This window comes from Xanthomarina sp. GH4-25 (assembly GCF_045363175.1).
Lineage (GTDB): Bacteria > Bacteroidota > Bacteroidia > Flavobacteriales > Flavobacteriaceae > Xanthomarina.
Window position 1 is genome coordinate 132,137 of sequence record NZ_JBJFLO010000004.1, and the last position, 22,540, is coordinate 154,676.

Annotated in this window: 18 protein-coding genes and 1 tRNA gene; 8 read left to right on the forward strand and 11 right to left on the reverse strand. The window is 31.6% G+C overall.

Going from position 1 to position 22,540, the window contains the following annotated elements; all coding sequences use genetic code 11:
• Positions 1-4 precede the first annotated feature (4 nt).
• Both ACI5KZ_RS06980 and ACI5KZ_RS06985 read right to left on the reverse strand, forming a co-directional pair.
• Complete coding sequence (locus ACI5KZ_RS06980) at positions 5-1,339, reverse strand: MATE family efflux transporter (protein ID WP_406847297.1); 1,335 nt, start codon at positions 1,337-1,339, stop codon at positions 5-7.
• Complete coding sequence (locus ACI5KZ_RS06985) at positions 1,336-1,836, reverse strand: GNAT family N-acetyltransferase (RefSeq protein ID WP_109308267.1); 501 nt, start codon at positions 1,834-1,836, stop codon at positions 1,336-1,338. The genes ACI5KZ_RS06980 and ACI5KZ_RS06985 overlap by 4 nt, the downstream gene beginning before the upstream one ends.
• A 57-nt stretch (positions 1,837-1,893) precedes the next feature.
• Between ACI5KZ_RS06985 and ACI5KZ_RS06990 the strand changes: the two genes are divergently transcribed.
• Together ACI5KZ_RS06990 and ACI5KZ_RS06995 are read left to right on the forward strand one after the other, a co-directional pair.
• Positions 1,894-2,691 carry a universal stress protein gene (locus ACI5KZ_RS06990; protein WP_109308268.1) on the forward strand — a complete coding sequence of 266 codons (798 nt, stop codon included), beginning with the start codon at positions 1,894-1,896 and terminating at the stop codon, positions 2,689-2,691.
• Positions 2,692-2,699: 8 nt separating this feature from the next.
• Positions 2,700-2,773 (forward strand) — tRNA-Ala (locus ACI5KZ_RS06995).
• Between the two features lie 38 nt (positions 2,774-2,811).
• On the opposite strand, the gene ACI5KZ_RS07000 is transcribed toward ACI5KZ_RS06995, so the two are convergent.
• From ACI5KZ_RS07000 to ACI5KZ_RS07020, 5 genes are all read right to left on the reverse strand, one after another.
• Positions 2,812-3,651 (reverse strand): alpha/beta hydrolase family protein, encoded by an 840-nt coding sequence (locus tag ACI5KZ_RS07000; protein WP_406847298.1) that lies wholly within the window; start codon positions 3,649-3,651, stop codon positions 2,812-2,814.
• Positions 3,651-6,398, reverse strand: a complete 2,748-nt coding sequence (locus tag ACI5KZ_RS07005; RefSeq protein WP_406847299.1) for a PD-(D/E)XK nuclease family protein — start codon at positions 6,396-6,398, stop codon at positions 3,651-3,653. The genes ACI5KZ_RS07000 and ACI5KZ_RS07005 overlap by 1 nt, the downstream gene beginning before the upstream one ends.
• A gap of 69 nt (positions 6,399-6,467) precedes the next feature.
• Positions 6,468-7,826, reverse strand: coding sequence for an OmpA family protein (locus ACI5KZ_RS07010; protein ID WP_406847300.1), 1,359 nt, complete (start codon positions 7,824-7,826; stop codon positions 6,468-6,470).
• Between the two features lie 125 nt (positions 7,827-7,951).
• The gene (kbl, locus tag ACI5KZ_RS07015; protein WP_109308272.1) at positions 7,952-9,145 is read right to left on the reverse strand and encodes a glycine C-acetyltransferase; all 1,194 of its coding nucleotides are present in this window, start codon (positions 9,143-9,145) and stop codon (positions 7,952-7,954) included.
• Between the two features lie 22 nt (positions 9,146-9,167).
• The gene (locus ACI5KZ_RS07020; protein ID WP_406847301.1) at positions 9,168-12,314 is read right to left on the reverse strand and encodes a UvrD-helicase domain-containing protein; all 3,147 of its coding nucleotides are present in this window, start codon (positions 12,312-12,314) and stop codon (positions 9,168-9,170) included.
• A 123-nt stretch (positions 12,315-12,437) separates the two neighbouring features.
• On the opposite strand from ACI5KZ_RS07020, the gene ACI5KZ_RS07025 reads away from it, so the two are divergent.
• Positions 12,438-13,046, forward strand: coding sequence for a superoxide dismutase (locus tag ACI5KZ_RS07025; protein ID WP_109308274.1), 609 nt, complete (start codon positions 12,438-12,440; stop codon positions 13,044-13,046).
• A gap of 634 nt (positions 13,047-13,680) precedes the next feature.
• Here the strand turns inward: ACI5KZ_RS07025 and ACI5KZ_RS07030 are convergent.
• The 4 genes from ACI5KZ_RS07030 to ACI5KZ_RS07045 form a co-directional block, all read right to left on the reverse strand.
• Positions 13,681-15,579, reverse strand: coding sequence for an amidophosphoribosyltransferase (locus ACI5KZ_RS07030; protein WP_406847302.1), 1,899 nt, complete (start codon positions 15,577-15,579; stop codon positions 13,681-13,683).
• A 62-nt stretch (positions 15,580-15,641) separates the two neighbouring features.
• Positions 15,642-16,568, reverse strand: coding sequence for a PfkB family carbohydrate kinase (locus ACI5KZ_RS07035; protein WP_109308276.1), 927 nt, complete (start codon positions 16,566-16,568; stop codon positions 15,642-15,644).
• Positions 16,569-16,643: 75 nt separating this feature from the next.
• Positions 16,644-17,285, reverse strand: coding sequence for a viroplasmin family protein (locus ACI5KZ_RS07040; protein WP_406847303.1), 642 nt, complete (start codon positions 17,283-17,285; stop codon positions 16,644-16,646).
• Between the two features lie 116 nt (positions 17,286-17,401).
• A complete protein-coding gene (locus tag ACI5KZ_RS07045) occupies positions 17,402-17,968 on the reverse strand; it encodes a phosphoribosylglycinamide formyltransferase (protein ID WP_109308278.1) in 567 nt (188 codons plus the stop codon).
• Positions 17,969-18,250: 282 nt separating this feature from the next.
• Between ACI5KZ_RS07045 and ACI5KZ_RS07050 the strand changes: the two genes are divergently transcribed.
• The 5 genes from ACI5KZ_RS07050 to pyk all read left to right on the forward strand — a co-directional run bounded on the left by ACI5KZ_RS07050 (position 18,251) and on the right by pyk (position 22,530).
• Positions 18,251-18,484 carry an acyl carrier protein gene (locus ACI5KZ_RS07050; protein WP_007647141.1) on the forward strand — a complete coding sequence of 78 codons (234 nt, stop codon included), beginning with the start codon at positions 18,251-18,253 and terminating at the stop codon, positions 18,482-18,484.
• A 13-nt stretch (positions 18,485-18,497) separates the two neighbouring features.
• Entirely contained in the window at positions 18,498-19,748 is a 1,251-nt protein-coding gene (gene fabF, locus ACI5KZ_RS07055) for a beta-ketoacyl-ACP synthase II (RefSeq protein ID WP_109308279.1), read from the forward strand.
• 8 nt (positions 19,749-19,756) lie between these two features.
• Positions 19,757-20,497 (forward strand): ribonuclease III, encoded by a 741-nt coding sequence (rnc, locus tag ACI5KZ_RS07060; protein WP_109308280.1) that lies wholly within the window; start codon positions 19,757-19,759, stop codon positions 20,495-20,497.
• A gap of 105 nt (positions 20,498-20,602) precedes the next feature.
• The gene (locus tag ACI5KZ_RS07065; RefSeq protein ID WP_109308281.1) at positions 20,603-21,088 is read left to right on the forward strand and encodes an IPExxxVDY family protein; all 486 of its coding nucleotides are present in this window, start codon (positions 20,603-20,605) and stop codon (positions 21,086-21,088) included.
• Positions 21,088-22,530 (forward strand): pyruvate kinase, encoded by a 1,443-nt coding sequence (pyk, locus tag ACI5KZ_RS07070; RefSeq protein WP_109308282.1) that lies wholly within the window; start codon positions 21,088-21,090, stop codon positions 22,528-22,530. Before ACI5KZ_RS07065 ends, pyk begins: the two co-directional genes overlap by 1 nt.
• Positions 22,531-22,540 lie beyond the last annotated feature (10 nt).

Consider the following 22,540-nt stretch of genomic DNA (forward strand, 5'->3'; position numbering starts at 1 on the left):
AAAGTTAATGGTTTTGGGAAAGTGGTAAAAATTCTTTTCTAAATTTTATAATTAATGGGAAACCTCTAGCTATTATCCAACATGTAAAGGCTGTAAAAATAGCATACAATTTTAAATCTAAAGAGTCTAACCAAAATAAAATTGGAACAAACACTAGGAGGGTAGAAAGTAATAATAAATTCCTTAAATCCTTCATTTTACCTAGCCCTTTAAACATGCCATCGAAAATAAAGGCTATAGCACATAAAGGTTGCATGGCTAGAACCATCCAAAATATGTTATAAAACTCTTTTAAAACATCTGGTTCCTTAGTAAAAATTGTTCCTATAGAATAGTAAAACAAACTACCAAGGGCAGCCAAAACGATACCTAATGTAACACCATAACGAATAAGTTTATTGCTTAACTCTATAAGCTTGTTATATTCTTTACCTCCTAATAATTTTCCTGATAAAATATTTCCAGCACTAGCATACCCATCCACAACAAAAGCGCCTAAAAACCATAAATTAATAGCAATGGTATATGCCGCTATGTATTGTTTTCCATAACTAGTTGAAAAAGCACTTGCAAAATAAAGAGTGACATTCAAGGCTAAAGTTCTAACAAACAAGTTGAGAATCATTACCGTAAAACGTTTCATTTCTTTATTAAAAGGAAGGGTTAATTTTAAAGAAATTGGAGTTTTTTTTAGTAAATAATAAGCAGATAATATAGCCATTAAAAGTTGCGCAATAACACTTGCATAGGCAGCCCCCTGTATATGCATGGCAGGAATATAACCCTCAACGCCATACACTAAAATAACGTCAAACACAATGTTTGAAACAGCTCCAGCAATAGCGATTATCATGGGGTAATAGGTGTTCTGCAAACCTCTAAAAGTTCCAAATACAGCAATAGTAAATAAGGTAAATGGGAAACCAAATACACGAATTTTATAATATGAAACACTGTATTCTAAGATTACATGAGACGCATTATAAAGCTTGAATATTTGTTCTGCAAAAGGGTAGGTTACTAAAATTATTAAAATACTTAAAGAGGTAATAATAAAGATGGCTTGGGCTGGTAAATTTTTAACTTTATCTAAATTATTGGCTCCAACATATTGTGAAACAATAGATGAAATAGCACTTCTTGTTTGCCCTAGCACCCAAATAAGCATGGAAATAAAAGCGCCTACAATTCCTACAGCTGCTAAGGACTCTGTGGCGTTAAAATCCACATTACCAACAATAGCTGTGTCAGTTAATGATAATATAGGCTCAGATACTCCAGCAATTAATGCAGGAATGGCTAACTTATTAATATGTTTTAAACTTATATTTGTGCTCACAAGATTAATTCATAGCAGTAAAAAGGATGCTTACTTTGCAATGGAAAATAAATGTCTCCCAAACGTTTATAATTGCGAAGCTCATAAAATGTTTGATTCCGTTTATTTTGCGAAAAGGTATCTAATCTAATGGATTTATAATCATTGTTTTTTGCAAATGCTTCAGCAAAATCCATAAGTATTTGTGCATACCCTTTCCCTTGTTGATTTGGATGAACAGCTAATCTATGAATATAGATGTTATTTTTATTAGGAGTTAACCAATTAATAGGAATGTATTCTTCATCCATAAAAGTTGAAATAACAATACACCCAATGATGTTTGATTCATTTTCTAAGACATATAATTCGTTTCTTAGAATATCGTTATTAAAAGCTAACTTGCTTGGATAGTGTTCATTCCATTGAAAAACACCTTTATCTATCATAAATGCAGCACAAGCTTTCGTTATTTGCAAAATGCAATCAATATCCTTATAAGTAGCTTTCCGAATCAATTTTAATGTTTACTTTTGCATAAATTATACTGCAAATTTAGTTTTTAATTATTGATTATGAAGAATATTTTAGTTCCAGTAGGGTCATCTAAAAATGCTGCAAGCCATTTACAATATGCTGTAGATTTTGCTAAAGCCTTTGGTGCAAGATTATATGTTGTACAAATATATAATGTCTATACCAAAGCAGGAACCATGATTAAAATCGATCATATATTAGAACGTGAAAGTTTAGAGTTTTTAAAATCTCATGTTGCTAAAGTAGATACTAAAGGTGTAGAAATAAGTATAAAAACTTATAAGGGGAAGTTGGTAGACACTTTAGAACTAATAGCTAAATCTTTAGACATAGATTTAATTATGTTGGAACCTAGAACTAATTCTATAAAAGAAGAGGTTTATTTGGGGAAAACATCTGGTAAAATTATTAAGCAAACCAATATTCCAGCGCTTATTGTGCCAGAAGGTTATACATATAGACCTATTATTTATATCTTAATGGCTTTAAAGTCGGCCATCATTAAAAATGAAGAAGCTTTAAAACCATTAATTGCTATTAAAAATCACTATAAATCTATTGTGAATTTATTATTAGTTAAAACACCTTTTCATAACGAAGGTGATTTTGAGATTGACGATCATCTTTCTAGTATTGTTACAAATACAACCTACTCTGAAAATGCAACTACTTTTCAAGGCGTTTTAGAACATTATAAGGAAAACGATCCAGAGTTATTATGTGTTGTAAGACGAAAACGAGGTTTTTTTACGAAGCTTTGGGAAAATAATACCATATTGAAAAAGGATTTTCAAAGCTCTACTTTACCAGTTTTAGTTTTAAGTGGATTAAAATAAAACAATTTGGGGGATTAGCTCAGTTGGCTAGAGCGCTACGCTGGCAGCGTAGAGGCCATCGGTTCGAATCCGATATTCTCCACAAATAATAAACGTCTTTATAACAAATAAAGGCGTTTTTTATTTTATAAAATGGATGCTTTTTTCAACAACTTGTTTCAATTTTTTAGGCAATATTTTGTCTTCCCAAGGATGTTTCGAATCGAACACATGATTGGTGTTTTCAATAAGAACTAAAACACTATTTGGATTCCATTGATGTAATAATTTCGCTTCATTAAAAGATATTGATGTGTCTGAATCTCCATGAATTATCAAATGTGGGATTTTGACTTTTTTTGTAGCTATCTCTAAATTTAAACGAGTTTCATTGGCTTTAAAGTCTTTATAAAATTGATAATTATGAGGCATTTGTTGTTTGGTTCTTCTGTTTAAAACATACTTTACACCATCTTTCTTCCATTGTTCTAAATTTCCTATGGTTGCTGTTCTTTTAGCAAAATCGCAAACACTAGCCCAGGTTATTAATGATGTGATTCTTGCATCTTCTGAAGCTTTGATGGTTGCAATTCCACCTCCACGTGAATGCCCAATGAGTGAGATGTTGTTTTTATTGATTTCATTGACAAAAGGGTTGTTTTTTGATAGTAAATAATTTAATAAATCATCAATATCTTTTAGCTCTTTCGAATAATTATTTTCTGCAAAAGCTTCTAAATCCGGAAAATCAATGGGAGTTTCAACAGTACCTCCATTATGGGAAAAGTTGAATTTCACAAAAAAGAAATTTTCATTTTTAAAAGCATCTGCTACTAAACTCCAGCTCCCCCAATCTTTAAATCCTTTATATCCATGACAAAATATTACTAATGGCTTTGGATTACCGGTTTTATTATATAAAGTATCCCAAACAATTGGTTTTTGGTTTTCTCTATATAAAACAAGGTTCTTTTCTGACATTAAATGGTTTTTTCAATAAAAGACATATCTTGATTGCAGATTTCAAGGATTAGGTTTTTCAATTCGATTTCGAACGACTGTAAGGTTTCTTCAGAAATTTGAGTGATTTTATTTTTATCGTAAACACTTTCCTTTTTAGTGAATTTTAAAAATCCTGCACTCAGGTTTTTGAACGAAATAATACCTGCTTCTAAAGGAAGATTAACCTTCCCCTCTTTAACCATGGCGTAAGCATATGTTAAAACTTGAAAAGACTTGCTAAACTTATCATAATCTGTTGTAATGTCCTCCCAATGAATAAGAGACACCTTGCTGCTATCAACTTTTCCGGTTTTATAGTCAATAATTCTTGTAGTGCCATTATATTGATCAACTCTATCAACTTTTCCGGTTAGATAGATAGGGAAATCTATGGTGTCTAACTTAAGCTTTACTTTATTTTCACTTTCAATTGCAATAATTTTTATTTCATTTCCTTTTTTTAAATCTTCAATTTCTAAGTTTAAAAAATTATTTAAATATCTTTTTGCTATTTCAAAAACAATTAAATTTTTACCTTTTGTAATATCACCTTCTTTATAAAGGTCTTTAAAATGATGATTAACCCGTTCATCTATTTCTTTCTTCATACCTTTTAAAATATCAATAGAGAGGTATGTACCTTGAAGGGGTTTGTATAAATCTTCTAGAGAATTGTGTATTACAGTACCTAATGTATTTGTAGCGATATTTTCTTCAACTTCTTCGTATTCTGTAATTTTTAATATTTTTTGATTGTAAAAATCTATGGGGTTCCTAATATAATTAGTTAATGAAGACGGAGAGAAGCCTTTTAAAGCTATTTCTTTTAATCTATTTATTACACTTTCATCTTTTTTTATTTGCAAAAGTTCTTTTTTGGAACTCATTACTTTTGGTAGTACGATATTTTGAGAAATATTATGGGCAGCTTCTAATTCTAACTGTGTAATAAACCTACTTTTTTCGCCTCCATTTAGTACATCTGTCTCTGTATTATATAGAATGTAGATGTTTTTAGCACGTTGTAACAATCGATAAAAATGATAAGCATAAATGGCATCTTTCTCTTTAAAAGTTGGAAGATTATACTGTAATTTGACATCGAAAGGAATAAACGAATTATGATTTTTACCTAAAGGAAGAACACCTTCATTAACAGATGAGATTATAACTGTTTCAAAATCTAATACTCTCGACTCGAGCATTCCCATAACTTGGAGACCTTGTAACGGCTCTCCCTTAAAATCTAGAGTCTCAGTGCTTAATAGGTTTTTGTATACTTCAAATAATGTATTGCTGTTTTTTAAGTGAACATAATTTGAGTTTAACCTAGTAAGCTCGTTAAATAGTTCATTAAATCTAAATAGATATTCTAAAGACAAAATATTTCTCTGTTTGTCAGTATCTAGATAATTCTTTATTTTTAAAATTAGTTTTTTTGTTTGTTTTAATGCTATTTCTGCGCTGTTTTCCCAGCTTGAAAACAACAGAGTCATTATATCTTCAGAGGGTGATGAGAGTGTTTTAAGTTGCTCTAAATTTAGATACACTAAATTGTTTGTTTGAATGGTTTTAATTATATCAGAAACCTTATTATTTTGAAATAGACAATTGATATTTTGATGTGATAAGATGCTAATAACGTCTTTATAGTAAAATGATTTGTTAGTTGTTTTATGTAAATCAAATATTTTTTCAAATAAGGATGCTAAAGGAACAGAATTGAGTGGAAGTCCCATGGTAATGTTTAAGGCGTCGATGGATGAAGGCAAAGAGTTTAAAACAGGCATTAATAAGGCTTCATCACCTAAAACAATAGCTGTATTGTTTAAATTTTTCTGATTGATATTTAAACCTTTTAAAATAGTTCCTATCTGCTTTGCTTGGCCTATGTTTTTTGGAACACCAAATATGGATATGTTTTTTGGTTTCGAATAATTTGTAGTAAGCCATTTAAATGGATTTGATTTAAAATAAGACCAGTTTTCACGATAATCCCTGATAAACATGGCTGCATCATGAATTGGATTTTTAAAGAATGTATCTTCTAAATCCCAATATATTTCAGCAATACCATTCTGAAGTAGTTCCTGGATGATGGTTTCTTCAGCGGTATTTAATGCATTAAATCCTAGGAAAATAACTTTTTTATCTGGATTAGTTTGAATATATGTCTCAATATTTGCTACAGCTTCTTTATAAATTAATCCTTGATAGCCTATGTTTTTAGACATCAAGTGCTCAGTTAAATGTGTGTAATACTCAAAAAGCTTATTCCAAAAGGATAAGTATTTTTTAACTAAATCTGTTTGATTTTCTTGTTTTGACCAATGATTAATTTTTTGAATGTCAAACAAGTATTCAAATATTTGTTTAGGAGGTATAAGGTATCTATCAATTTCGTTAAAATCTTGTAGAATTATTTGTGCCCATTTAGCAAACACTTCAAAACTATCTTGGTCTGCTGATTTTGTTAATTCAAGATATACGCTATAAAATTCGAATAATAGTTCTGTATTGGATATAGGATTTAATTGAGAAAGTTCTCTTGTAAAATCTTCAATACTTAATATTTGTGGAGAAAATATAGTTTCTTTAGAAACATTTTTTATTTCATGTTTTAGAAAAACACCGGCTCTTTTACTTGGAAGAACAAACGTAAGGTTAGAAATGTCTTCATTTTTCTCTTGTAGTTCTAATAATACCTCGTAAATAAATGTTACCATGTTATAAAAATAAAAAACGCTCCGAAATTTCGGAGCGTTTTTAAAACTATTTTTTATGTGTTAATTAACTTAGTTTTTTAAGTTAATTTCTACTCTTCTGTTGTTAGCTCTACCAGCTCTAGTTTTGTTAGAATCTATAGGTCTAGATTCTCCAAATCCTTCGTGAGAAAGTCTGCTAGATGCAACTCCATTAGAAATTAAGTAATTCATAACTGAACTAGCTCTTTCTTTAGATAATTTCATGTTAAGGGCATCGCTACCTACACTATCAGTATGACCTTCGATGTTAAACTTAGCATTAGGATATTCATTTAAGATATCAACAATGTTTTGTAAAACAGCAGCAGACTGATCTTTAATAGTTGCTTTTCCAGTATCGAATAAGATCGTTTTAGCATAAGCATTTAAAGCTTTCTTAACTGCCTCAGTTACTTCTGGACAACCGTTGTTAGCAACAGTTCCAACTACGTCTGGACATAAATCATCTTTATCAGCTACACCATCACCATCTCTATCTGGCCAAGGACAACCATTGTTTGCAGCAGGACCTGCTTCGTTTGGACATTTGTCATCTTTATCAGCAATTCCATCGCCATCAGCATCTGGACAACCATTTAAAGCTTTAAGACCAGCAACTGTAGGACAATCGTCTAAGTTATCTGGAATACCATCACCATCAGAATCAGGACATCCGTTAAACTCAGCTAAACCAGCTTCGTTTGGACAGTCGTCTTTACTATCTTCAATACCATCACCATCAGAATCAGGACATCCGTTAAATTCAGCTAAACCAGCAACTTCTGGACAAGCATCATCTTTATCGTAGATTCCATCACCATCAGTGTCTTTTCCACCAAATTTAAATGTTAAACCTGCATAATGTTGGAAGTGTGTAGATAAGTAATCTTCAAAGGCATGTTTGTAAGTACTTTGTAGAGTTACACCAATGTTTTCTGATAACCATAAATTAAGACCAACAGATCCATTTAAAGTACCAGCTCCAATTTTGTCTACCCAAGTGTAACCACCACCTACTCCTAAGAAAGGCTCTACAACTTTAGAGTTTATCAATTTTGCAAAACTATACTTTACAGTTCCATCTAATCCGTAGTAAGATAAATCGTTTACGTCAGCGTCTCCCCAACTTTCGATTCTGTTGATAGATCCAGTTACTCCAAAAGAGAAACCATTACTAAAATACTTTGAAGCTGTTAGACTTGACAAAGAAGGTAAAATGTTCCAATGGTCACGAGCATTAAAATACTCATCAAAGTAATCTCCAAGTGGAGCATCTTCACCTGTTGGATAGAAATCAACGGCGTTTACTCCAAGACTTAAAGCCCATGGATTGTTTTCATCTTGTGCATTAATGCTGCTATAACTTAACATAAGCAACATTGCGAACAATAATCTGCTAAGATTTTTCATATTCAAAAATTTAATTTTTAAGTGTTAATTGTAAGCAAAAGTAAGTTGTTAAATATTATTAACAAAGACAAATATAGAAAAATATTGAATATTTTACCTAAAATCTGCATGATTGTCTAAAAAAATTAGATAATTCCTAGTTCCTTCCCGACTTTTATGAAGGAATTTACCGCTTTATCTATATGAGTTTTTTCGTGTGCAGCAGAAAGTTGCACTCTAATTCGAGCTTTTTCTTTTGGAACTACAGGAAAAAAGAAACCTATTACATAAATTCCTTCTTTTAAAAGTTGGCTCGCCATTGTTTGAGCTAATTTGGCATCATATAACATAACTGGAACTATAGCCGAGTCTCCATCTATAATATCGAAACCTGCTTCTTTCATCCCTTTTTTAAAATATTTAGCATTCCATTCTAATTTATCTCTTAAAGAAGTGTTGTTTTTTAACATATCAAACACTTTTATAGAAGCGCCTACAATTGCTGGTGCTAATGAGTTAGAAAATAAATAAGGTCTTGATCGTTGACGTAAAATTTCAATTATTTCTTTTTTTCCAGTTGTATATCCACCCATGGCACCTCCAAGGGCTTTTCCAAGAGTTCCAGTGATAATATCGATTCTGTTTAAAACGCCTTTTTCTTCTAGTGTTCCAATACCAGTTTCACCTATAAAACCTGTTGCATGGCATTCATCAATCATAACTAAAGCATCATATTTGTCTGCCAAATCGCAAATTTTATCTAATGGCGCTACTAGGCCATCCATTGAAAATACACCGTCTGTAACTATTATTTTAAAACGAGCCCCATTTTTATTTGCTTCAATGAGTTGTTTTTCTAAATCTGCCATATCATTATTTTGATATCGGTATCTTGCAGCTTTACACAATCTAACCCCATCAATAATAGATGCGTGATTTAAAGAATCTGAAATAATGGCATCTTCGGCACCAAATAAAGGTTCAAATACACCTCCATTAGCATCAAAGGCTGCAGCATATAAAATAGTGTCTTCGGTATTATAGAACTCTGCAATTTTTTGTTCTAATTCTTTATGTATATCTTGAGTTCCACAGATAAATCTAACAGACGACATGCCAAAACCATGGGTGTCCATAATGTCTTTTGCTGCTTGAATAACTTCTGGATGAGATGATAGTCCTAAATAATTATTAGCACAAAAATTTAAAACTTTCTCGCCTGTGTTTAGGGTTATTTCAGCTCCTTGAGCCGATGTAATAATACGTTCTGATTTAAACAGACCATTATCTTTAATCTCTTGAATTTCGTTTTCTAAATGTTCTTTTATTTTTCCGTACATGAGTTTGATGATTTTTACAAATTTAAAATTCTTTTATTTGAATTCCTTCATTAATATAAACAAGTATCTTTTTTATGGTTTTTATATGCATTTCTAGAAGAATGTTTTCGTATTTTATTAGTTGATTAATATGCTTTTGATCTTCATTGCCTGTTTTGTAATCAATAATCACTGCTTGGTTGTTTGTGTCCAAAATCAATCTGTCTAAACGCACTATTTCTCCAGATTTCGATATAATATCTCTTTCATTATAGATGGTTAGATTATCCGTAAAATACGCTGTCAAATCTGGATGGGTTACTATTTGAAATGCTACTTCTTTTAAAAGGGGAGCTTGCTCTTTAGTTATCAAATTTGAATTTGTAAATTCTTCAATAACAAAATCGATATCTGTTTTTGTTTTAATTTGAGACATGATATTATGAATGAGATTCCCTTTTTCTATGGCTTCTTTCTGAAGTGTATCCCATAAATATCCCGAATTGGTTACTATTTTAATGTTGTGTTCGTGTTTAGGTGTAGAAATAAATTCTTTTTGTTCTAAAGTAAGACTTGAAACAGATTTTTTTTCTGAACTCTTCTCTGGTTTTCCAAATGTGTATTTTGATTGATTATTGTCCCAAAGGTGTAACTGATTTAAATAATTGATAAAAAAACCTGAATATGTTTTACTGTTTATCTCTCCTTTATTATTAATATCCTTTTTAGAAATAATATATAATTGCTCAACAGCTCTTGTTAGTGCCACATATAAGATATTTATGTTATCTAATTCAAGATTTGAACGTCGTCTATTGTAAATCTCGTTGCCAATTTCTCCAAAATTTTCAAAATCGCCAGAGTAGTTTAAAAGCGTATGTGTGAAACCTTGAAAATTTTCAGGGTTTAATGGAAACCATTCTTTTGGTTCCACTTCTTTATAGATATCTAAATCGGCATATGGAAAAATTACAATTGGAAATTCTAATCCTTTGGACTTATGAATGGTCATTATTTGAACAGCTTCTTGCCCAGGAGGAGAAACAATACTTAATTTATCTTTCTTTTTATCGTAGTAATTAATAAATCCGGCTAAATCTGGTTGGTTTTTTTGCGAATATTCAAACACTAAATCTAATAGGTATTGAACGTAAGCATTAGAAGTTTTAACTAAATTGAAAGATCTAACTACAGTTTCAGCTAATTCATATAAAGATAATTGTAATAAGTTATTATAATTAATATGGATGTCGAAAATATTCAAAGAAGTAAATAATTCCTCTAAATTTAGATTGATGTGTTTTTCTAAAAAAGGATGTTTCTCTTTAATATGAAGAGATGTCGTCAAATAATTTAGAACCTGAATTTTTACTTCGTCGTTTTTAGGTTGTAACAAAAGTTTTAGAAAATGGATAATAAATTCAACTTCCGGAGCATTTTTTAATAATAAGGTTTCAGAAGAAATAAGTGGAATGTTATGCTCGTTTAAGTAATTGGCAACTGCAACACCTTGTTTGTTTTTTCTAACTAAAATACAAATGTCGCTTAAGGCAAATCCGTTTTGCAAACAAGATGTAATGGTTTCAAGTGTTTTTTCAGTATATATAGCATCTGTATTATCTTCTTTACTTATTTCAAGAAAATCTAGACTTACAAATCCTTCTAGATTTTTTGTAACTTCTTGATGGGCATTGTGGTAGATGTTTTGATGACTTTCTGCATTAAAAACAGTATTGGCTAGATGATTAAAAAAACCATTATTGAAAGTTAAAATCTCTTTAAAGCTTCTGTAATTTTGTGGCAGATTAACAATTCTCTTTTCTATGTGGAACGGATTGGCGTCGTTGAATAAATCTATAAATTGTTCAGCTTTTCCTCCACGCCATCTATAAATTGCCTGTTTGGCATCTCCAACAATCATTAAAGATCCTATTTCGTTATTTAAATTCTCTTGAGATAACTTATTGTCTATTAAAGGAATTAAATTTTCCCATTGTAAAACTGATGTGTCTTGGAATTCATCTATAAAATAATGACTGAATTTCTCGCCCAAACGTTCGTAAATAAAAGGCGTAGGTTGGTCTTTTATTTCGTTGCTTATCATGTTGTTAAATTCAGATATAAGCACTTTATTCTGTTCTTCTTTTAAAACAGTTAATTCCTTATTTATAGCACTTAACACAGAAAGAGGTGTCATGTTTCTATAACAGGCTTTTAAAAATTTGTAATTGAAAACAAGGTGTTTCGTTTCATAAAAGTTGCTTGCTATTTCAGGTTGAATATCTTCAATTACTGAAGCAATATCTTGTGTAACACGCTTTGGATATAGAGTTTTATTTTCAATATCTTCTTGCCATTTTGAAGTAAAACTAACCGACAGATTTAAATTAGATAATTTTTCAAAATGTTTTGGCAAGTAACTTCCCGAAAAATCATCAAATTGTAAACCGGCTTCTTCAGCTAAGATTAGAATGGCACTTGCTTTCTCTTTTAATGTTTTTTCAGTTTGCGAAATTTCTTGTTTTAAAAAAGTTTTAAAAGTTTTAAAATCTTCAAGAGTTTTAGTTTTTAGTGCATCAATAAAAGGAATGTCATTTTCATTTATAAGCAGTTTAGACATTTTATTAAAATCGAAAGAAACATCCCAGCTTTTATCGTCGTCTGCTTTTTCAAGAGCAAAATCAACTAATATTTTGGTTAATTCTTTTTCTGTTCCAGCTTTTGCAATTAACCTATCTACGGCTTCAGCTAAAAGTGTTTCTTGATCTAGCTCGACTTCAAAATTTAAAGGTAATTTTAAGTCGTAAGCAAAAGTTCTTATAATTCTATGTGTAAAACCATCAATGGTTGAGATGTCAAAAAAACCGTAATTAAAAACAATGGTATTTAATAAGGTTTTAGATTTTAGATGAATAACTTCAGGATCTTTATTCAAATCCTCGCAAATTATACGAAACATATCGGTTGGGTTTTCTAGAATAGATTTCGAAGAAAAAGATTTTAAAGTATCAATAATACGTTCTTTCATCTCGCTAGCTGCTTTATTGGTAAAAGTAATAGCAAGGATGTGTTTGAATTTGTCGTTAAAAGGCGATTCTAAAATAATTTTTAAGTATTCTTTTACAAGTGTAAATGTTTTGCCACTTCCTGCAGAAGCATTATAAACTAGAAAAGAACTCTTATTATCCATAAAGTTAAATTTTACACAAGATAAAAACTATCGATGATTTGATAGGTATTTATTATTTTTAATTGGTATGATTTATCCGTAAATTTGAAAGAATTAAATTATTAACTTAAAAAACAAAAGATTATGGCTTTCGAATTACCGAAATTAAAATATGCATACGATGCACTTGAACCAAATATAGATGCTCGTACAATGGAAATACATCATTCTAAGCACCACCAAGGTTATACAAATAATTTAAACAATGCTATAGCAGGTACAGATTTAGAAGGAAAAACGATAGAAAATATCCTTATTAATTTAGATATGGATAATAAAGCTGTTAGAAATAACGGAGGTGGCTTTTATAATCATTCTTTGTTTTGGGAAGTAATGAATCCAGAAGGGAAAGGTTATTTATCTGGAGAGTTAAAAGACGCTATCGAAGCTGCTTACGGTACTGTAGATGCTTTTAAAGAGACCTTTAGTAAAGCAGCTGCAACACAATTTGGATCAGGTTGGGCTTGGCTTTGTGTGCATAAAGGTGGTAAAGTTGAAGTTTGTTCTTCACCTAATCAAGATAATCCATTAATGCCAGGAGTAGGTTGTGGAGGAACACCAATATTAGGATTAGATGTCTGGGAACATGCATATTATTTAAACTATCAAAACAGACGTCCAGATTATATTAATGCTTTTTTTAATGTAATTAACTGGAATGAAGTTGAAAGACGTTATGCTGAAGCTAAATAAAACTCTTAGTGCCATTTAGGTCTAAAAATCTAGTAAGGTTGAATTTAATTCCTTCAAAGATTTAATTTGGAGGATTTAAATAATGAATTGATATAAGCGAATCTGAAAAGATTCGCTTTTTTTTTTTAAAATTCAGATGAAAAAAACACACAACCTTTTCAATAGTAAGATAGTTTCAAAAATTAACAGATGGAATTCCGACCTTGGGGATTTAAAATGAAAAAAGGTGAACGAGAGTTCACCTTTTTTGCCCCAAATCTACCATAAACTTAACCTACTTATGTTATGGTGATTCAAATATATGATTGTATTCTAAGAAAAGTGAGAATTATTAGATAAACGGCTTATATATTAGTCTAAAAGTGTAATTAATAAAGAATTAGATAGAAACAAGAATAATAACCTTGTGTAATTGTTGAAGAAATTCTTAATTTTTATGGTGTAAAATAAAAAAAGGCGAACGAAAGTTCACCTTTTTTTGCCCCAAATCTACCATGAACTTAACCTACTTATGTTATGGTGAAACTAATGTAGTTTTATTTTTTTTAAACTTTTATATATTTCAGATGAAATGCATATATTTCAGATAAAAGTATGTTTTTGTTAGATAAAGCGTTATAAATTAACAACTTATCTAGTAAGCTCTTTCTTTGTTTCCTTCGTAAAAATTGATAAAAGCTCTATTTACTACGCGATTTCCTCCGACAGTTGGATAGTTTCCTGTAAAATACCAATCACCTAAATTTTTAGGACAGGCTTTATGTAAATTTTCTACAGGCTGAAAAATAGTTACCACTTCAGCCTTTACAGATTTATCAGAAATTAACTCGGCTATCTTACTAGAGATGGCTTCTGCAGAAAATTGAGAATATAAGTCTTTTACAAAATTTCTAACGTCTTTGTCTTCCAGTTCTACTTGAGCTTTACATTTTTCATAAACCTCTTGAACTAAATGATATTTGTTATTTTCCTCTAGCAATTCTAACATGGCTCTAAAGGCAATTAAATCTTCTAGTCTAGCCATATCTATTCCATAGCAATCAGGATATCGTATCTGAGGTGCAGAAGAAACCACGACTATTTTTTTAGGATGTAATCGATCCATCATTTTAATAATACTCATTTTAAGTGTGGTTCCTCTTACAATACTATCATCTATAATAACCAAATTGTCTGTTGGTTTAATAACTCCATAAGTGACATCGTAAACGTGAGCCACTAAATCGTCGCGACTACTGTCTTCTGTTATAAATGTTCTTAATTTAACATCTTTAATGGCTATTTTTTCAATTCGTGGACGTTCTGAAAGAATTTGTGTAACTCTTTCAGCAGAAAGCTTGCCGTTTCCATCTAAAATAGCTTGTGTTTTTTTCTTATTAAGGTGTTCTTCAACAGTTTCAATCATTCCAAAAAATGAGGTTTCTGCTGTGTTTGGGATGTAGGAAAACACCGAATTTTTAGTGTCATTATCAATAGCTTCTAAAACTTTTGGCATTAATAACTTTCCTAAGGTTTTACGTTCTTGGTAAATTTCAGCATCACTTCCTCTTGAAAAATAAATGCGCTCAAAAGAGCAGGCTTTACGCTCAAGAGGCTCAATAATTTTCTTAATACATACTTCCCCAGATTTTTTTGTAATTATGGCGTGGCCAGGTTCTAATTCTTCGACATCTTCAAAGGGCACATTAAATACGGTTTGAATAACGGGTCTTTCAGATGCGATAACAACAACTTCATCATCTTTATAATAATAAACAGGTCTAATTCCTGCTGGGTCTCTTAAAACAAAAGCATCTCCATGTCCTAAAAGTCCAGCCATGGCATAACCTCCATCCCAATTTTTTGATGAGCGTTTCAATATTTTTGCAACATTAAGTCGTTCGGCTATTAAAGGAGAGCATTCATTTTTACTATAACCTTCCTTTTTTAGTTGTTTGTATTTTTTAGCTACTGCATCATCTAAAAAATGACCAATTTTTTCCATAATAGTAATGGTATCTGCCATTTCTTTTGGATGTTGCCCAATTCTAACTAACTCATCAAATAACTCATTAACATTTGTCATGTTAAAGTTTCCGGCAAGAATAAGATTTCTGTGCATCCAATTGTTTTGTCTTAAAAAAGGATGGACGTTTTCTACACTATTTTTGCCAAAGGTGCCATACCTAACATGTCCAAGAAGGACTTCGCCAATATATGGAAGGTGTTTTTTTTGAAGCGCTACATCTTCCTTGTATTCGGGATGTTCCTGCATTTCTTTATTAATCCTGTCGTTTATCTGAGCAAAAATATCCTGAATAGGTTGCTGCGCAATAGAACGTACACGACTAATATAACGATCTCCGGGATTCGTATCTAATTTAATACTAGCAAACCCAGCACCATCTTGACCACGATTGTGCTGTTTTTCCATCATTAAATACATTTTGTTCACTCCGTAAAATGCACTCCCATACTTTTCCTTATAAAACTCAAGAGGTTTTAAAAGTCTAATTTGTGCAATACCACATTCGTGTTTTAAAGCGTCACTCATTGTTAGTTTTGTTGTAATTGTTGTTTTAATCAAAAAACGCGCTCAATTACGAGCGCGTTAGTTTATGTTAATTCGATATCGAATTGGGTTAAGTTTTTAAATTCTTGTAAACGTTGATGCACTTCTTTGCTTTTTAAGTTAATCATGCGTTCGGTCCCAAATTTTTCTACACAAAAAGATGCCAATGTAGAACCATAAATAACTGCATTTTTCATGTTTTCAAAAGAGATGTCTCCAGTTTTTGCTAAATATCCTGCAAACCCACCTGCAAATGTGTCTCCTGCTCCTGTAGGATCGAAAACTTCTTTTAAAGGTAAAGCTGGAGCATAAAAAACATTGTCTTCATGAAACAGTAATGCACCATGTTCCCCCTTTTTAATTACCACATATTTAGGGCCCATTTCATGAATTTTTTGAGCAGCAACAACTAAAGAGTATTCTCCAGTTAGTTGCCTAGCTTCTTCATCATTAATGGTTATAACATCAATACGTTTTATAACGTTATGCAAATCTTCAAGCGCACAATCCATCCAGAAATTCATAGTGTCTAGAATAGCAAGTTTCGGTTTGCTTTCCATCTGGTCTAATACACTTAGTTGGACAATAGGGTGTAAGTTTCCTAGCATCACCACTTCGGCATTTTTAAAATCTGATGGAACTACTGGATTAAAATCTGCTAAAACATTTAATTCTGTAGCTAGTGTATCTCGTGTATTCATATCGTTGTGATACTTTCCACTCCAAAAAAACGTTTTTCCTTCTTTTATAATTTCAACACCAGAAATATCGATGTTTTTGTTTGAAAGTAAATCTAAATATTCTTGAGGAAAATCTCCTCCAACAATTGAAACTACTGATGCATCTACGTTAAATTGTGAAGCTGCTAAACCAATATAGGTGGCTGCTCCTCCAAGAATTTTATCTGTTTTTCCAAAAGGTGTTTCAATAGCATCAAAAGCTACGGTTCCTACTATTACTAATTTGCTCATGTTGAGGTTTGAAAATTTGGTGCAAATATAAGGTATTTAGATACGAATACAAGAATGATTTTTTTAAATAAATAATCACTTTCTACCAAAATCTGCTGGAATTTCTCCCCAAGCTTTGGTTTCCCATTTTACAATAGTTGTTTTATAATTGTTTGTTTTAAGCCAGTTTACGGCTCTTTCCACCAATTCAAACAAGGCTTTATTTTTTTCGTTACGTTCTAATTTGGTGTTACAAGTTTTCTTTTTTACCCAGCTGATAGCAGTTTTAGAGTCTGTATAAATCAGTCGGTCGCTTTTGTGTTGTTTTAAAAAAGCCAAACCATGTACAATGGCTAAAAACTCTCCTATATTATTAGTGCCTTCATTAAAGGGACCTTGTATAAAAAGTTGTTTTTTTGTTTTAGTATCCACGCCTCTATATTCCATTTTACCAGGATTGCCACTTGATGCAGCATCCACAGAAATGGAGTTGTAGTTTGGTTGTCCTATTTTTTTGAGTTGTGCTTCTGAAAGTCCTGAAGAGAACTTTTTAGATTTTCCAATATAATCTTTATAGTTGCCATTTAAAGCTTTTTTTGCAGCATCAAAAGTTTCAAAAGATTTGTATTGAGCACCTTCAAAATTTTTAATTTGTGCTTTACAATCGTCCCAAGATTCGAAAACTCCTGTGTGATGACCTTTCCAGACTGTATAATATTTTTTTTTCTTTTTGCTCATCTTTAGTACCCACGAAAGTGGGTGTCTTATTTCTTATCAATTAGAAGGATAGCGAAGAGTCTTTTTATTTATGGCGTGGATATTCTTCAGTCTTGTCTACTTCTAAAGGGCACAAGTTAATTATTTAATAATTTTTCAACCACTTTTGGAAAATGCTCCATTTCTAATTCATGAATTTTTGCTGCTACATCTTCGGCTGAATCATTAATATGTACATCACATTTAGCTTGAAAAACAACAGCACCTTCATCATAATGTTCATTAACATAATGTATGGTTATGCCTGTTTCAACCTCTTTATTAGCCACAATAGCTTCGTGCACATAACTTCCATACATGCCTTTTCCACCATATTTCGGTAATAAAGCTGGATGAATATTTATCACCTTATTAGGAAATTCATTTAAGATAAAACCTGGAAATTTCCATAAAAAGCCTGCTAACACAATTAAATCTGGGTTATTGGCTTTTAAGATATTTAGCACATCGTCTGTTTCAGAAAAAGCTATTTTATTGAAAGACAAAGCGCTTACTTTTAGGATTTTAGCACGATCTAAAACTTTGGCACGAGGATTGTTAGTTAACACTTGAATAACAGACGCATGATTTCTGTTTTTAAAATAAGAGATTAAATTTTCAGCATTCGTTCCGCTTCCGGAAGCAAAAATTACAATACGTTTCATCTATTTATAATAATATATCTAACATTGTTAAGATGTAGATTGGTGAAATAGTGTTCAAATTTAAGGGAATGTTTGTTAATATGAATGATACTTGTTTTATTTACAAAATAAATTGTTTGATTATTTGAACAAAAAAAGATTAAATATTAACAATTAGCGCGTAAAATTAAAATACTTCAGGGTTATTTAGTAAATTACACACACATTTTTAAACTAAAGGTGTGTTTTAAAAATAAAGTTTTTTATTTTTGCCAACTAATTAAAACTTAAAATTAAAAGATTATGTCAGACATTGCATCAAGAGTAAAAGCGATTATCGTAGACAAATTAGGTGTTGATGAAAACGAAGTTGTAACTGAAGCTAGCTTCACAAACGATTTAGGAGCAGATTCATTAGACACTGTAGAATTAATCATGGAATTCGAAAAAGAATTTGATATCCAAATTCCAGACGATCAAGCAGAAAATATTGCTACAGTTGGTCAAGCTATCTCTTATATAGAAGCAGCAAAATAATTCACCCAAATTTATGGAATTAAAGCGAGTTGTAATTACTGGTTTAGGAGCACTAACACCTATAGGCAATACCAAAGACGAATATTGGGAGGCACTATTAAGTGGAAAAAGTGGTGCTGCCCCTATTACCTATTTTGATACTGAAAAGTTCAAAACGAAATTCGCTTGTGAATTAAAAAACTTTAACGCGACCGATTTTCTTGATAGGAAAGAAGCACGTAAAATGGATCGATTTACGCAGTATGCTATGGTGGCTTCCGATGAAGCCATTGCAGACTCTAAATTAGATTTAGATGCTATAAACAAATTAAGAGTAGGTGTTATTTGGGGAGCAGGAATTGGAGGATTGGAAACATTTCAAGACGAAGTTTTAAACTTCGCTGCAGGAGATGGAACACCAAGATTTAATCCGTTCTTTATCCCAAAAATGATTGCAGATATAGCTCCAGGAAACATTTCCATTAAACATGGTTTTATGGGCCCTAACTATACAACTGTATCTGCTTGTGCCTCATCAGCAAACGCTATGATTGATGCTCTAAACTATATACGTTTAGGACATTGTGATGTAGTTGTAACTGGTGGAAGTGAAGCAGCTGTAACTATTGCTGGAATGGGTGGATTTAATGCCATGCATGCCTTATCAACAAGAAATGAAAGCCCAGAAACAGCCTCAAGACCTTTTGATGCAACCAGAGATGGATTTGTATTAGGTGAAGGTGCTGGAGCTATTATCCTTGAAGATTATGAACACGCAAAAGCAAGAGGGGCAAAAATATATGCTGAAGTTCTTGGAGGAGGTCTCTCTTCCGATGCTTACCATATGACTGCGCCACATCCAGAAGGAAGAGGTGTTATTGCTGTAATGAAAAATTGTTTAGAAAATGCTGGTGTAAAACCTGAAGAAGTTGATCATATCAACACACATGGCACCTCAACACCTCTAGGAGATGTTGCAGAATTGAAAGCCATTTCTGAAGTGTTTGGAGACCACGCAAAACACATTAATATCAACTCAACAAAATCTATGACTGGACATTTGTTAGGAGCTGCAGGAGCTATAGAATCTATTGCTGCTATATTAGCTATGGAACACGGTATTGTTCCTCCTACCATTAACCATGAGTTTGTTGATGAAAATATTGATCCTGAACTTAATTTAACATTAAACAAAGCACAAAAACGTAATGTTAAAGTAGCCATGAGTAATACCTTTGGTTTTGGAGGACACAATGCTTGTGTATTATTCAAAAAATTAGATTAAACTAACGAATGAAAAACATTCGAAACATATTAAATTCCCGTTCTAAAAATGACGGGAATTTTTTTGTGTCTATTAATAAGATTCTGGGATTTAAACCTAAGTCTTTAAAGATTTATAAAACGGCATTTACGCATCGTTCTATGAATATTAAAGATAGTCATGGACATACCGTGAATTACGAAAGGTTAGAGTTTTTAGGAGATGCTACACTAGGCGCAGTTATTGCATCTCATTTATATTTAGAAGTGCCAAGTGGAGACGAAGGCTACCTTACCAAAATGCGTTCTAAAATTGTTAGTCGTGAGCATTTAAATGAGCTTGGAAAAGAATTAAACTTAATAAGTCTAGTTGAAAGTAAAATCCCTAAAGGGCAGTTTGGAGATAATATTCATGGCAATCTTTTTGAAGCATTAGTAGGAGCCATTTTTCTCGATAAAGGCTATAAATATTGTGAAAAATTTATCTATAAAAAAGTAATTATCCCTTATGTTGATATTGAAACCTTAGAGGGTAAAGTTATTAGTTATAAAAGCTTGCTTATAGAATGGTGCCAGAAAGAAAAGAAAACATTCGATTACAATGTGTACGAAGATACAGGTAACGACGATGTTAGACATTTTTCGGTAAAACTTTCAATCGACGATAAAGTGGTTGCAAAAGCCAGAGCAACTTCAAAAAAGAAAGCCGAAGAAAAAGCTTCCAAACGCGCTTTTTTTGTCTTTCAAAAACAAATATCTAAAGATTTCTAGATATTTTCTTCGAAGTAGAATATTATAATTAGGATACTGTTAAGATTAAATAAAACGTCATATTAATAAAAAGGTATGTCTTATCTTTACAAATCAATGTGAGCTATGGCAATTAAAAAACTTAGTTTAGAAGATTTTTTTGATGAAGCAGATTTTACGCTTATCGGCATCCATACGTCTATCGAAGATTACAGACTTGCTTATTTATTAAACGCAAAGTTAAATTTAAACCTTAAACGAAGGAAAAAAGATCTAGATTTTAAAGATACCTCTCAATTTTCAATATTTGAATGGGAAGACCAAAGACAACTTAATACATGGAATTTGGTTTCTAACATGTGTAAAATTGAGACCGATAATCTAGTTATTGAAAATAATCTATTTAATAACACTCGTAAAGTATCTGAAATAGTTTATTTACTTCCAGAATTTAAAAAAGTAAATTATATAGTAAAGATTAGCGACGATCAATTAAGTTCTAAAAAACACCAAAGAATTGTAAGTCAAATTCAAGAGATAACACATATTGTTGCAGCTTATCAGATAGATATAGACCAACTTAAATCAAAAAACAATTTAATTTTTAATTAATGTTAAAAAGGAAAAAAACGAAAATTGTAGCAACTTTAGGGCCTGCTACAAGTACGAAAGACATATTAAAAGGCATGCTAGATGAAGGTGTTAATGTGTTTAGAATAAATTTTTCTCATGCAGACTACAAAGATGTAAAAGAGCGTATTAAAATGATACGCGAATTAAACGACGAGTTTGATTATAATGCTGCTATTCTAGCCGATCTACAAGGGCCAAAACTTCGAGTAGGAACTATGAAAGGCGAGGTTTTTGTAAATGAAGGCGATGAAATTGTTTTTGCAACAGGGAAACGTTTTGAAGGAACTAAAGAACGCGTTTATATGACTTACGACAAGTTTCCACAAGACGCAAAACCTGGGGAACGCATTTTATTAGATGATGGAAAATTAATTTTTGAAGTTGTCTCTACCGATAAAAAAAGCGAAGTAATAGCTAGGGTTATTCAAGGAGGTCCTTTACGCTCAAAAAAAGGAGTTAATTTACCAAACACAAATATTTCGCAACCTGCACTTACAGAAAAAGATATTGAAGATGCCATATTTGCAATCGATCAAAAAGTAGATTGGATGGCTTTATCTTTTGTAAGACATGCTGAAGATTTAATGCAACTTGAAGAACTAATTAAAACGCATAGCGATCATAAAATTCCTATTATTGCTAAAATTGAAAAACCAGAAGCTGTCGAAAACATTGATAAAATTGTTGCTTATTGCGATGGTTTAATGGTAGCTCGTGGCGATTTAGGTGTTGAAATTCCAGCTGAAGAAGTGCCTCTAATTCAAAAACAACTAGTTTTAAGAGCAAAACAGGCTAGAATTCCAGTTATAATTGCCACACAAATGATGGAAACCATGATTTCCAGTTTAACACCAACACGTGCCGAAGTAAACGATGTCGCCAATTCCGTTATGGATGGAGCAGATGCTGTTATGTTATCTGGCGAAACTTCGGTAGGGAGTTATCCTGTTCAAGTTATTAGACAAATGTCTAATATTATTAAGAGTGTTGAAGATTCTTCTTTAATAAAAGTACCACAAATACCACCACATATTCGTACTAAAAGATACATTACCAAATCCATTTGTTATCATGCTGCAAACATGGCTAATGAAATTGATGCTAAAGCTATTTCTACATTAACGAATAGTGGTTATACAGCTTTTCAAATATCTGCATGGAGACCAAGTGCACATATTTTAGTGTTTACTTCTAACAAGCGCATATTAACACAATTAAGTTTGCTTTGGGGAGTTAAAGCGTTCTATTACGATAAGTTTGTAAGCACAGACGAAACAATTGAAGATGTGAATGCTATAGCCTGTAAAAAAGGATACTTAGATGCAGGAGATATGTTAATTAGTTTAGCAGCTATGCCAATTCAGGCTAAAGGGATGGTAAATACCTTGCGAGTAACAGAAATTACTAGCTGTAACTTATAAATACAAAGAA